Annotated in this window: 13 protein-coding genes and 1 pseudogene; all 14 read right to left on the reverse strand. The window is 68.5% G+C overall.

Features of this window, described 5'->3' with window-relative positions:
- Window positions 1-7 precede the first annotated feature (7 nt).
- Window positions 8-904 carry a GTPase Era gene (era, locus tag VF106_RS15030; RefSeq protein WP_330840308.1) on the reverse strand — a complete coding sequence of 299 codons (897 nt, stop codon included), beginning with the start codon at window positions 902-904 and terminating at the stop codon, window positions 8-10.
- Between the two features lie 20 nt (window positions 905-924).
- On the reverse strand, window positions 925-1,239 hold the full coding sequence (locus VF106_RS15035) for a cytidine deaminase-like protein (protein WP_330840309.1): 315 nt from the start codon (window positions 1,237-1,239) through the stop codon (window positions 925-927).
- A complete protein-coding gene (locus VF106_RS15040; RefSeq protein WP_330840310.1) occupies window positions 1,232-2,548 on the reverse strand; it encodes a hemolysin family protein in 1,317 nt (438 codons plus the stop codon). The genes VF106_RS15035 and VF106_RS15040 overlap by 8 nt, the downstream gene beginning before the upstream one ends.
- Before the next feature lie 431 nt (window positions 2,549-2,979).
- Window positions 2,980-3,534, reverse strand: a complete 555-nt coding sequence (gene ybeY / locus VF106_RS15045) for an rRNA maturation RNase YbeY (protein WP_330840311.1) — start codon at window positions 3,532-3,534, stop codon at window positions 2,980-2,982.
- A 79-nt stretch (window positions 3,535-3,613) separates the two neighbouring features.
- On the reverse strand, window positions 3,614-4,690 hold the full coding sequence (locus VF106_RS15050; protein WP_414638970.1) for a PhoH family protein: 1,077 nt from the start codon (window positions 4,688-4,690) through the stop codon (window positions 3,614-3,616).
- Window positions 4,691-4,796: 106 nt separating this feature from the next.
- Window positions 4,797-5,153, reverse strand: a complete 357-nt coding sequence (locus VF106_RS15055) for a histidine triad nucleotide-binding protein (protein ID WP_330840312.1) — start codon at window positions 5,151-5,153, stop codon at window positions 4,797-4,799.
- 9 nt (window positions 5,154-5,162) lie between these two features.
- Entirely contained in the window at window positions 5,163-6,119 is a 957-nt protein-coding gene (ligD, locus tag VF106_RS15060; RefSeq protein ID WP_330840313.1) for a non-homologous end-joining DNA ligase, read from the reverse strand.
- A gap of 192 nt (window positions 6,120-6,311) precedes the next feature.
- Window positions 6,312-7,055, reverse strand: coding sequence for a 16S rRNA (uracil(1498)-N(3))-methyltransferase (locus VF106_RS15065; RefSeq protein ID WP_330840314.1), 744 nt, complete (start codon window positions 7,053-7,055; stop codon window positions 6,312-6,314).
- Between the two features lie 18 nt (window positions 7,056-7,073).
- The gene (gene dnaJ, locus VF106_RS15070) at window positions 7,074-8,219 is read right to left on the reverse strand and encodes a molecular chaperone DnaJ (RefSeq protein ID WP_330840315.1); all 1,146 of its coding nucleotides are present in this window, start codon (window positions 8,217-8,219) and stop codon (window positions 7,074-7,076) included.
- A gap of 67 nt (window positions 8,220-8,286) precedes the next feature.
- Window positions 8,287-9,312: a heat-inducible transcriptional repressor HrcA gene (gene hrcA, locus VF106_RS15075; protein ID WP_330840316.1), complete on the reverse strand. Its 1,026-nt coding sequence runs from the start codon at window positions 9,310-9,312 to the stop codon at window positions 8,287-8,289.
- A 236-nt stretch (window positions 9,313-9,548) separates the two neighbouring features.
- Window positions 9,549-9,773: an excisionase family DNA-binding protein gene (locus VF106_RS15080; RefSeq protein WP_330840317.1), complete on the reverse strand. Its 225-nt coding sequence runs from the start codon at window positions 9,771-9,773 to the stop codon at window positions 9,549-9,551.
- A 39-nt stretch (window positions 9,774-9,812) separates the two neighbouring features.
- A complete protein-coding gene (locus tag VF106_RS15085) occupies window positions 9,813-10,283 on the reverse strand; it encodes a hypothetical protein (RefSeq protein ID WP_330840318.1) in 471 nt (156 codons plus the stop codon).
- A 441-nt stretch (window positions 10,284-10,724) separates the two neighbouring features.
- Window positions 10,725-11,292: pseudogene (locus tag VF106_RS15090) on the reverse strand (transposase).
- A gap of 241 nt (window positions 11,293-11,533) precedes the next feature.
- Entirely contained in the window at window positions 11,534-13,081 is a 1,548-nt protein-coding gene (locus VF106_RS15095) for an FAD-dependent monooxygenase (protein WP_330840319.1), read from the reverse strand.
- Between the last annotated feature and the right edge of the window lie 65 nt (window positions 13,082-13,146).

Raw genomic sequence — 13,146 nt, forward strand, 5'->3', positions numbered from 1 at the left:
CGCGGGGTCAGAAGCCAAGGCGGCGGAGCTGTTTCGGGTCGCGCTGCCAGTCCTTCGCGACCTTTACGTGCAGGTGCAGGTACACCTTGCTGCCCAGCAGCGCCTCGATCTGGCGCCGGGCCGTGGCGCCGACCTCGCGCAGCCGCTCCCCCTTGTGCCCCAGCACGATCCCCTTCTGGCTGTCCCGCTCCACGAACAGGTTCGCGTACACGTCCAGCATGTCGTCGCGGCCCTCGCGGTCCAGGATCTCCTCCACGGTCACCGCGATGGAGTGCGGCAGCTCGTCCCGCACGCCTTCCAGCGCCGCCTCCCGGATCAGCTCCGCGATCAGAATGGCCTCGGGCTCGTCGGTCAGCTCGCCGTCCGGGTACAGCTGCGGGCCTTCCGGCAGGCGGGACACGAGCACGTCCGCGAGCCCGTCCACCTGGAAACCGTCCACAGCGGACACCGGGATCAGGTCGGCGAACCCCATCACGTCCTGCAGGGCCACGAGCTGGTCGGCGACCTGGGCCTTGCTCGCGGTGTCGGTCTTCGTCACGATGCCGACAACAGGCGTGTGCCGCGCGAGCTTCGCCAGCTCGGCGGCGATGAACCGGTCGCCGGGGCCGATCTTCTCGTTGGCCGGCACACAGAACCCGATGACGTCCACTTCGGACCACGTGGCGCGGACGACGTCGTTGAGCCGCTGCCCGAGCAGCGTGCGGGGCCGGTGCAGACCGGGAGTGTCCACAATGATCAGTTGCGCGTCGGGGCGCTGGACGATGCCGCGGATGGCGTGCCTGGTCGTCTGCGGCTTGCTCGACGTGATGGCCACCTTGCTGCCGACGAGCGCGTTCGTCAGCGTCGACTTGCCGGTGTTCGGCCGGCCGACGAAACAGGCGAAGCCGGAGCGGTGCGTGGTCATCCGGTCATTCTCCGCCCGCGTCAGCGCAGCTCACCCTTCGGGTCGGCGACCAGCAGCGGCGCGGCCGGCGTCAGGTCGTCCACCACCGCACGGTCGACGTCGAGCAGGTCCGTCACGACCGCCGCCGCCTCCAAGCCGGACACCCCGCTCGACACCGCGGCCGCGACGGCGCCCTGGAGCGCGGTGAGCTGCAGCGACGGCAGGTCCACGGTGGTCGCGACGTAGGTGCGGCCCGTGTCGTCCCGCACGGCGGCGCCCTCCGGCGCGCCGGTGCGCGCCCGTGCCGACCTCGCCAGCGTGATCAGCTTCGCGTCCTCCGGGTCGAGGTCAGTCACTTTCGTTCCCTTCGTTCTCGGCCGCCGGCATGCCGCGGACGACCACGGACGTGATCCTCATGCGGCCCCGGCCGTCCTTGCCGCCTTCCGCACGCATGTTGAGCCCCGCGATCTCGGCCTCGGTGCCGGGCAGCGGGACTCGGCCCAGCTGTTGCGCCAGCAGCCCGCCGACCGTCTCGACGTCGGTGTCGTCCAACTCGACCCCGAACAACTCACCGAGGTCCTCGACGGGCAGCCGCGAACTGACCCGCACCGTGCCGTCGTCCAGGTGCTCCACCGGTGGGCGGTCGTCGGTGTCGGACTCGTCGGTGATCTCGCCGACGATCTCCTCCAGAATGTCCTCAATGGTCAGCAGACCGGCGGTGCCGCCGTACTCGTCGACCGCGATCGCCATGTGGTTGCGGGAAAGCTGCATCTCCCGCAGCAGGTCGTCGAGCCGCTTGCTGTCCGGCACGAACGTCGCCTCGGTCATCACCTCGCCGACGGAGTGCGGCTCACGCTGCCCGTTCCTCGGACTGTCCATTGTGGCCTTGACGAGGTCCTTGAGGTTCACCACCCCGACGATCTCGTCCACGCTCTCGCCGATCACCGGCAGTCGCGTGTAGCCGGTCCGCAGCGACAGCGCGAGCGCCTGGCGCGCGGACTTCGCCTGCTCGATCCACACCATCTCGGTGCGCGGCACCATCACCTCGCGCGCGATCGTGCCGCGCAGCTCGAACACCGAGTGGATCATCTCGCGCTCGCCCGCGTCGACGACGCCGCTCTCCTGCGCCATGTCGACGAGCTCACGCAACTCGACCTCGGACGAGAAGGGCCCCTCGCGAAAGCCACGTCCAGGGGTGATGGCGTTACCGACGACGATCAGCAACCGGGACAACGGCCCGAGCACCGTACCGAGCGCACGGACGGGCCCTGCGGCGATGAGTCCCACGGAGTACGGGTGCTGCCGCCCCAGCGTCCGAGGCCCGACCCCGACCAGCACGTACGACACGACGATCATGCTGAGCGCGGCGACCAGCCCGGCGACCGCGTTCGAGTCGATGAGGCTCATGAACGCGACGGTGACGAGCACGGTCGCGGCCAGCTCACAGCCGAGCCGCAGCAGGAGCAGCAGGTTGATGTGCCGGGGCCGCTCGGACACCACCGCGAGAAGCTGCTTCGCACCGGTACGACCGCCACGCACGAGCCCGTCGACCCGCGCCCGGGAGACGGCCGAGATCGCGGCGTCCGCACACGCGAACACCCCAGCGGCGATGACCAACAGCACCGCGATCACCAGCAGTCCCGCGGAACCGGCCGCGCCGTTCACGGCTGCCCCGCAGCGCTGTGGCGCGCCCGGTACGGGCCGCCGCCACACCCCAGCGCCCGACGACCCGCCCCGCAAGCGTGGCTCAAAGCTCCTCGGGCCACCCACCGATGCCCACCGCCGGCGAGGCAGCGCCGTGAGCGTTGACGGATCGCTCCGCAAGGCCCGTTCACCACGCCACCCCACCCGGATCGACACCGCGCAACACTCGAAGACTCGCCCCGCAAGCTTCACTCACGGCTCCGCCAGCCTCCCACCGATGCACACCCCCGGCCCGGCAGCGACGTGAACCTTGGTGCTTCGCTCCGCAAGCCCCGCTCACCACGCCACCTCACGCGCCCGGCAGGCCCGGCTCAAGGCTCCCCAGGGCCGGTGGCACCGTGAGTGTTGGTGGTTCGCTCCGCAAGCTCCGCTCACGATCGTCCCCCGACGGTCTATTCCTCTTCGGGCTTGGGGTCCGGCTCCGCCAGACCGGCGGCGCCGAGCAGCTTGTCGTCCTCGCGGCGCTGTGCGGCGCGGCGCTGCGCGGCGACCCGTTCGGACTTGAAGTCGGCGAGAATCCGCTTCTGAAGCGTGAACATCTCGCGTTCCTCGGCCGGCTCGGCGTGGTCGTAGCCGAGCAGGTGCAGCACACCGTGCACGGTCAGCAGGTGCAGCTCGTCCATCAGCGAGTGCCCGGCCTTGCGTGCCTGGTCGCGGGCGAACCGCGGGCACAGCACCAGGTCGCCGAGCAGTGTGGGGCCCGGGTCCGGCGCGTCCGGCCGGCGCGCCGACTCGAGCTCGTCCATCGGGAACGCCATGACGTCCGTCGGGCCCGGCAGGTCGAGGTAGCGCTCGTGCAGGTCGGCCATCTCGTCGAGGCCCACCAGCAGGACGGACAGCTCGGCGAGCCGGCTGACCCGCATGCGGTCGAGCGCGAACCGGGCGGCGGCGACGATCGACGGTTCGTCGACCGCCACACCCGACTCGTTGGCGATCTCAATGCTCACGACCGTCCCCCGCAGGCTCGGTCCGGCCACTCGCGGTCGCCATGTGACATCGATTCGTTCGCAGGCTCACTCATGGAAACTAGCGGCCCCGCCGCGCCTGTCCACGCGGCCCCGTCCGGCGCGCGTCCTGATCGTTGTCCTGGGTGGCCGCCCAGCGGTCGTAGGCGTCCACGATGTCACCGACCAGCTTGTGCCGCACGACGTCGTTGCTGGACAGCGTGGAGAAGTGCACGTCGTCCACGCCGCCGAGGATGCCCTGCACGACACGCAGACCGCTCTGGGTGCCGCCCGGCAGGTCGACCTGCGTGATGTCACCAGTGACCACGATCTTCGAACCGAAACCCAGGCGGGTCAGGAACATCTTCATCTGCTCCGGCGAGGTGTTCTGCGCCTCGTCGAGGATGATGAACGCGTCGTTCAAGGTCCGGCCACGCATATAGGCAAGCGGCGCGACCTCGATCGTGCCCGCCTGCATCAGGCGCGGGATCGACTCCGGGTCGACCATGTCGTGCAGCGCGTCGTACAGCGGCCGCAGGTACGGGTCGATCTTCTCGTAGAGCGTGCCGGGCAGGAAGCCGAGCCGCTCCCCCGCCTCGACAGCCGGGCGGGTGAGGATGATGCGGTTGACCTGCTTGGCCTGTAACGCCTGCACCGCCTTGGCCATGGCCAGGTAGGTCTTGCCTGTGCCTGCCGGGCCGATGCAGAACACGACCGTGTGCTGGTCGATCGCGTCAACGTAACGCTTCTGGTTGAGCGTCTTCGGCCGGATGGTGCGGCCACGCCGGGACACGATGTCGAGGCTCAGCACCTCGGCGGGCGACTCGGCGGCACCGGCGGACAGCATGGCGACGGTGCGCCGGACGGCGTCGGGACCGAGTTGCTGTCCGCGACTCGCGAGCGTCACCAGCTCGGCGAACACGCGCTCGGCGAACGCGACCTCGCTCGGGGCGCCGGAGAGGGTGACCTCGTTGCCCCGGACGTGGATGTCGGCGTCGAGCAGTTCCTCGGCGACCTTCAGGTTCTCGTCGCGGGACCCCAGAAGTGCGAGCGCGGCCTGGTCGGGAATGGTGAACCGGGACTGGGCCGGGTCAGCTGGATTGGGAGCAGAAGCGGGGGCAGCGGCTTGTCCCGCGCCACCTCGTGCGGTACCGGTCAATGCTGTCGGTCCTGCCTTCTGCGCCTTGCCGCGCCAACTCGTTTCTCAACTGTCGAGGTCGATGTTAGTCGCCCCCACCGACAGTTCGCATCGACGTTACCGGCGCTCAGCCGCCGGGGCGGCCGAAGTGCCCCAGCTGCTCGCCGCCAAGGACGTGCAGGTGCGCGTGGAAGACGGTGCGACCGGCGTGCTCACCGGTGTTGAACACGAGCCGGAAACCGGACTGGTCGATTCCCTCCTGCTTGGCGATCTCGACCCCGGTGGCGATGACGTCGGCGAGTTCCTTCGGGGCTTTGGCGAGCTCTTCCGCGTCCTCGTAGTGGGTGCGTGGCACCACCAGCACATGCACGCCGGCCTGCGGATTGATGTCCCGGAAGGCGTAGGTGGTATCGCTTTCCAGCACCTTCGAGGACGGGATCTCGCCGGCGATGATCTTGCAGAACAGGCAGTCGCTTTCGGGCATGCGCAGAGGTTAATCGGTCTTGTCGAGGTCCGGGATGTCCTGGGAGTCCCGGTCGGCCCACTCGAGGAGTGGTCGGAGGTCGAAGACGTTGTCGTCGATCGTGGCGTGCAGGTCGCCCAGCTCCGCGAACCGTTTCGGGACCGTTGCTATCGTGAACTCACGCGGGTCCACGTCGGGTACCTCGTCCCAGCGAATCGGGGTGGAGACCCGCGCCTCGGGCACCCCGATCACGGAATAAGCACACCTGATCGTGTGATCGCGCGCGTTCTGGTTGTAGTCGACGAAGACCGTGTTCGGGTCCCGGTCCTTGCGCCACCAGGCGAGGTCGACCAGGCCGTCGGCGCGGCGTTCCACCTCACGTGCGAAAGCATGTGCGGCCCGCCGCACGTCGGCGAAGCCCCAGTCCGGCTGGATCCGGACGTAGATGTGGAGCCCTTTGCCGCCCGAGGTCTTGGGAAAACCGACGGCACCGAGCTCGTCGAGCACCTCCCGCACGACATGGGCGACCTTGCGGACGGTGTCGAACGTGGCCCCTGGCATGGGATCGAGGTCGATTCGCCACTCGTCGGGCTTCTCGGTGTCGGCCCGCCGGGAGTTCCACGGGTGGAACTCGACGCAGGACATCTGGACGGCCCAGACGACGCTCGCCAGCTCGGTCACACACAGCTCGTCGGCGTGCCGCCCGTAGCGGGGAAAGTGCACCCGCACGGTCTCGACCCACGGCGGCGCGCCGCGAGGAAGCCGCTTCTGGTGCACCTTCTCGCCGTCGACCCCGTCCGGGAAGCGGTGCATCATGCAGGGCCGCTCGCGCAAGGCGTTGACGATGCCATCGCCGACGGCGAGGTAGTAACGCGCCAGGTCGAGCTTGGTTTCTCCACGAGCGGAGAAATAGACCCGGCCCGGGTTGCTTATTCGGACGGTCCGGTGGCCGACGTCGAGCTCCTCATGCGGAGCATTCGTACCCACGGCTGAAAGGTACTGCGAATCACGCGGCACCGTAGAAGAAAGGGGATGTCGCGTCGCGGTGAAGCCTGGGGGTCGCTCCACCGCGACGCGACGCCGCCGGACCGAGGGGGGAGGTGTCCGGCGGTAGATCTCAATCATCTCACCAATGCGGCAAGACGTGTTGCTGTGCAAAGAGTAGACCGTTGTGCACTCTCAGCGCCAGCGTGGCGTCAGGACTCCCAGTGCCGTGATGGCTACAGCGGCGGCGGTGGACGTTCGCAACACGGTGGGACCGAGCCTTACTACCTGCGCTCCTGCGGTACGCAGGGTCTCCGACTCGCTTTCGGAAATTCCTCCTTCCGGTCCGACGACGAGCAGGATGTCGCCGGCGCGCGGAAGTTCTACGTCACGTATACCAACGCTCGAGGCCGCGTCCAGAACCAGCGTGGTTGCGCTTTTCCTTACCAGCTCAGCGAGTTGGCGGGTGGTGACGGGATCGGTGACCTCGGGAACCCATGCGCGGCGGGATTGTTTGGCGGCCTCGCGGGCAGTGCTGCGCCACCGGGCGAGGGCTTTGGCGCCACGCGGGCCCTCATCCCATTTGGCGATGCTGCGACTGGCCCGCCACGGTGTGACGACGTCGACACCGGTCTCGGTCGCGAGTTCGACGGCGAGTTCGCCGCGGTCGCCTTTCACGAGTGCCTGTGCGAGCACGATTCTCGGCTGCGGCTGGGGCTCGTGCCAGGCTCGCGCTACCCGCAGCGCGAGGGAATCCTTACCTTGAACCGTTTCAACGACGCAGGTGGCCGCCGCTCCCCTGCCGTCGGCGAGCACCAGCTCCTCGCCGGGCTGGAGCCGGCGGACGGTCGCGGCGTGGTGGCCTTCGGCTCCGTCGAGCACCGCGTGGGTGCCCGACGGGACGGCGTCGACAAGGAAGACGGGTGCGGTGTCACTCACGGCGCACGCAGGCTCCGCTCACCGGTGGCGGGCGCGGAGCCGCGAGAACAGTCCACCGCCGCGGCCGTTGGTGGCCGCCACGATCTGGTCCTCCTCGCCGCGGATGCTGGCGAGTTCGCGGAGCAGTTCGGTCTGCCGCGCGTCGAGCTTGCCCGGGATCTCGACCTCGACGTGCACGTGCAGGTCGCCACGGCCGTCGACGCGGCCGGACGAGCGCAGTCGCGGCAGACCGTGCCCGGTGAGCAGCAGCTCGGTGCCCGGCTGGATGCCCGGGTCGAGCTCGAGTTCGACGGTGTCGTCGAGCGTCTCGAGCGGGAGGACCGCACCGAGCGCGGCGGTGGTCATCGGGATACGGATCGTGCAGTGCAGGTCGGCGCCGTTGCGTTCGAACGTGGGGTGCGGCTGCTCGACGACCTCGACGTACAGGTCGCCGGCGGGACCGCCGCCTGGCCCGACCTCGCCCTGGCCCGAGAGCCGAACCCGCATGCCGTCCGCGACACCCGGCGGCACCTTGGCGGTGATGGTGCGGCGGGCGCGGACACGACCGTCACCACCGCACTGCCGGCACGGGTCGGGGATGACCTCGCCCACGCCACGGCAGACGGGGCACGGCCGCGCGGTGACGACCTGCCCGAGGAACGAGCGCTGGACGGACTGGACCTCACCGCGGCCGCCACACGTGTCACAGACCTGCGCGGAGGAGCCGTCGGCGGCACCCGCACCACGGCAGGCGTCACACAGGACGGCGGTGTCGACGGTCAGCTCGCGGGTGACACCGGTGTTGCACTCCTCGAGCGTCAGCTCGATCCGGATCAGGGCGTCGGAGCCGGGCTGAACACGGCTGCGTGGCCCACGGCCACCGCCCATGCCCCCGCCGAAGAACGCGTCCATGATATCGCCGAGCCCGAACCCGGCGAACGGGTCGCGAGCGCCGCCACCAGCGCCGTTGCCGAGCGGGTCGCCGCCCATGTCGACGATCTTGCGCTTCTGCGGGTCGGAGAGGACCTCGTAGGCCGCGGTGACCTCGCGGAAGCGCTCCTGGGCCGCCTCGTCGGGGTTGACGTCGGGGTGCAGTTCGCGTGCGAGCTTTCGGTAGGCACGCTTGATCTCGTCGGACGTCGCGTCCTGACGCACCCCGAGAGTGCCGTAGTAGTCCCTCGCCACCGTGTTCCCGTCCTCCTGCCCCGGACCACCGGGGGTTCTCCCATGCTTGCTCTGCTTGTCCGGGCTCTCAACGCCCGGCCAGAATGTCTCCCACGTAGGTCGCGACCGCGCGCACCGCGGCGATCGTGCCCGGATAGTCCATCCTGGTCGGCCCGACCACGCCCATACCGCCGAGCAGCGTCTGGTGCGCGCCGTAACCGATCGAGACGACTGAGGTGCTGCGCATCTCGGCCGCCTCGTTCTCCTCCCCGATCCGCACCGTAATGGTGCCAGGCTGACGGGCGGCGGCGAACAGCTTGAGCACCACCACCTGCTCCTCGAGGGCTTCGAGGACCTGGCGCAGCGACCCGGGGAAGTCGGCCGCGTTGCGGGTGAGGTTGGCGGTGCCGCCGAGGACCAGCCGCTCCTCCGGGTGCTCCACCAGTGACTCGACCAGCACCGTGGCAAGCCGGGTCATGGCGTCCCGCAGGTCGGTCGGCGCGTCCTCGAGCAGCTCGCTGACCTTGGCGGCAGCCTCCGTCAACGGATGGTCAACGAGCGTGGTGTTCAGCATGTTCCGCAGCCGCGACACTGTGTCGGCTGTGATGACGTCCCCGAGGTCGACGGTCCGCTGCTCGACGCGGCCGTTGTCGGTGATCAGGACCAGCATGACCCGCGCGGGCGTGAGCTGGACCAGCTCGATGTGCCGCACCGTCGAGTGCGTCAGCGTCGGGTACTGAATGATCGCCACCTGCCGCGTGAGCTGCGCCAACAGGCGGACACTGCGCCGCAGCACGTCGTCGAGGTCGATCGCCCCGTCCAGGAAGGAGCGAATCGCCCGCCGCTCGGCGCCCGACAGCGGCTTGACCTCGGTCAACCGGTCGACGAACAGCCGGTACCCCTTGTCTGTTGGGATGCGCCCCGCACTGGTGTGCGGCTGCGCGATGTATCCCTCTTCCTCCAGCGAGGCCATGTCGTTACGCACCGTGGCGCTGGACACACCGAGGTTGTGCCGCTCGACGATCGCCTTGGAGGCGACCGGCTCCTGGCTCGAGACGTAGTCCGCCACGATCGCCCGCAGCACGGCGAACCGCCGCTCGTCTGTGCTCGCCACCTGGTCACCTCCCGTCTTCACCACAAGTTTACGGAGGTGCGCACAAGTACCGGTCGATCCGGTGCCGAATGTGACCGTTTACGGCTGCTCGGTTGAGCCGAGCAGGCTGACTCAAGCTGCGTGAGACTGGCTCAGGACGGTCCGGAGCACGTGGACCGTCCAGGGTCATTGTCGCAACGCTCCGCGCGACTGATGCCACCACCCCCATCGGGCTCCGTTCACTCGATCAGGCGACGTCAAGCATGACGCGACTCACGCTCGTCCCCAGCACAAGGCCTCAAGCACATACCTGTCGTACGGCGGTGCCGGCTGGGCTGCCCGAACGGGAGCTTGCCGTCATCCAAGAGCTTGATCATCGTCGGACGGCTGATGTCCAGCAGGTCGGCGGCCTCCAGGGTGGTCAGGCGTTGCGCCAGTGGAGCCACTGTGATCGCTCGTCCGGCCCGTATCGCGGTGATCACCTGTCTCCAATCGCGACTGGGGATGACGTTGCCTCCTGTTCAACTCCCCGCGTACGTTCGGCAGCCGAGGGCCTTCCCTATTCGGCGAAGGCTGCCGCGTAAGCCCACCTTCAGTGCGCCTCCCAGCCAGAACTGGAAGCGGACAGCCGCACGGTCCTGGTGGTTGCCCAGTGCGACGTTGATTGCTCGGTAGATCAGCAGCGTGCCCTTCGGGTGTGCGGTGAACCTGTACTCGGCCCGGAACTTGTAGCCGCCCTGGAAGGCGAAGTACCCACGCTCCACCTCCACCTCGACCGTCCCGCCCGGACGAGGGCCGTAGCGGATGGTGAACTCCGTGGGACCGCCACGTAGGACGGCGCTCCCCAGCAATCTCCCCGCGCCCGGGACGACGTTCAGCAATGGGGCGTTGTCCTTGTTCACAGGACCTTCGGTCACCTTGAGGAACACTGCCGTCACCTCGTCGAGCGGTGCCTCGATAACGCCGGTCGCGGTCCAACCCTGCTGGCTCATGACTGGTCTGTCTCCCCGGAATTCAGAGTGTTGGTTGCGTTGGCGACGGAGGGTTCTGTTCGGTCACGTACACATCGGCTGTCGTGCAGGAGAAGTCGCCGGCGATCAGATCTTTCGGCACGGGTCGCTGTCGGGTCAGCCACCGTGGTGGTGCGCCACCGTTTCGGTGTCTGCCCGAACAGCCCGCCGCAGGCATCAGCCGACAACGCGCTTGCGGGAGCGCCGGCCACCGCCACTCGATCCACATCGCGGGGCGGGCGCCCTGTCGGAGCCGTGTGGCCTCGGTGGCCGGGGGTAACGTCCCTGCTGGCGTTCCCGGCGATCTTCGTGCCCAACTCAGCGGCCAGCACCAGCGACTCGGTAAGCAGGCCGGTCAACGCGTCCTGGTGGTTTTGACGGAACCGGGTCAACACCCTCGCCACCCCGGGAATCCTGCCCGCGCTAGGGAGTGTCCTCAAGCCAGAGGGTGAGGGTGGCCAGGTCGATCATGGCTTGGTAGGACAGGGCTGTCTTGTCGTAGCGGGTGGCGATCGCCCGGAATTGCTTGAGGCGTTGGAAGCAGCGTTCGACGATGTTGCGGCGTTTGTAGGCGGTCTTGTCGAAGACGGGTGGCCGGCCTCCCATGACGCCGCGGCGGGCGCGGTTGGCGCGTTGGTCGCGGCGTTCAGGGATGGTCACTCGGACGCGCCTGCGCGCGGGCGATGGTCGAGTCGACACTGACATCCCAGGTGATCAACCCGCCCGCGTCCGCGACCGCCTGCAACCGGGACAGGATCGCCGCCCAGACCCCGGCCCGTTGCCAGCGGCGAAACAACCCGTACACCGCCTGCCACGACCCATACACCGCCGGCACATCACGCCAGGGCGTGCCAGCGCGGGTACGCCAGCGAATCCCGTCAATGAGCTACCGCTTGGCCCATGCCCACGGGCGACCTGGCTTCTTCCCGACAGGCAGCAGCGGCTCGAGCACCGCCCACTGCGCGTCGGTCAGATCACATCGCCCCGCCACCGCTCGTCTATTTGATCAACGACACGCCGACACAGCCATCATCCACAAGAAACAGCTGGTCAGAACTTCAAAACAGGCCCTAACACACCACCGCCAAGATCATCCCGGCGTGTCAGCACAAGCATCAAAAAGCAACAGGCTCCGCAACGCCGCCAACTCAGCCTTCTCATCCGCGCGCATCCCATCCGAAACGGCCCCGGCGTCGGTTTCGGCCCCCGCCCCGCCCCGCACCGCCGAGACTTCACGTACGTGACAGGATCTTGTTCACCGCTTCCGCCAGGTCGCCTTGTTCTGCTTCTGCCCGCCATGCCACGAAGCCGTCCGGGCGGACGAGCACCGCGCCCCTGTCCGTGATGCCGTAGGTCTTCGTGAAACGTCCTTCCGCGTCCTCCACGTCCTCGCCGAGGCGGTAGATGTCGATGTGCAGGTCGAGATTTGTCGCGGCCGCCACCCACTTCTCGGCCGCGGAACCGGCCAGCAGCACGAAGTTGACGCCGAACAGGTCCCTTGTGGACAGAGAGGCGCCGTTCTTGCGCAACAGGACATGCGGGGCACGTGAGCCGGGCCTCGACGTTGGCTGCTCCGCGTTCTCCAGCGGCGCGCAATCGTCGTCCGGCTCCAGCCACACAGCCGGGGAAAGGTGACGATAACCGAAGAACAACGTGGACACCGGGTCAACGTCGGTGGCGATGGTCTCGTCGGCCAGATCGGGGCGCATGCGTCGCACGAATGCCGCGTACTGCTGCTCCATCAGGATTTCGGCATACGGACGGCGCTCCGGGTCATGACTGTCGAGCAGTTCCGGCCCCGCCTCGCCCGTGAGCACCATCGCAAGCTTCCACGCCAGGTAGTAGCCGTCCATGATGGCCGTGTTGCCACCGAACCCGCCCGTCGGAGGCATCACCCGCACGGCGTCGCCGATCATGTGCACGCGTCCACTCGAGAACCGGTCCGCCACGCGAGCCGACGTGTGGCCACTCGTCACGCCTTCGGACACCAGCACCGGCTCCAGGTCTGGTACCCCTGTCGCCACGCGGATCATCGAGAGCCACTCCGCGTCCGTGACATGCTCGCGGTAGCCCACCGACAACGCGTACCGGTTGGGCTCGTCGGTGCTCACCACCACGCCCGCACCGCCCGGCAGCTCACGGTTCCGCAGGTAATAGAGACCGAACCCACTCCGGCCCAGATCGGCTTCGAACACGATGCCGATCGACCGGTCCAGGTCGCCCCGGCCATGAGTGCCGATGCCCAGCGCGTGACGAATCGGGCTGCGGTGTCCGTCGGCCGCCACGAGGTAGTCGGCCCGCACCCGTCGCTCGCCCTCCTCGTCGCGCAACACCGCGTGGACGCCAAAGTCGTTCTGCGTAAACGAGGCCATTTCCGTACCGAACCGGACCTCGGCACCCAGCTCACGGGCGCGTGCCAGCAGGATCGGCTCCGCCCGTTCCTGGCTCGCGTTGGCCCAGCCTGCCGGGCTGAGCTGACTGAAGTCCGGCTGACCGTCGATCAGCATGTCCTGGAACACACGACCCGTCACGCTCTCGGCCACGACGATGCGGAAGCCCGAGTCGGGCGGACTCGCCTCGACCATGCGATCAGCCACCCCCGCCACCCGCAACGCCTCCATGGTGTGCGGGAATTGGCCGCGGGCCTTCGGATAGATCGACGTGGTCGGATGTCGCTCCACCACCAGCGCGGGCACGCCCTGCACGCCGAGGAACATCGCCACGGACAGGCCCGCCAGCCCCGCACCGACCACCAGAACCGGGTATTGCTCGTCAGTCATCACTACTCCTTACGAACGATGTTCGTTATGATGGAACACCGTTCTACGTCCGAACGGCATTCGTG

This window comes from Actinophytocola sp., from assembly GCF_036378875.1.
GTDB lineage: Bacteria > Actinomycetota > Actinomycetes > Mycobacteriales > Pseudonocardiaceae > Actinophytocola.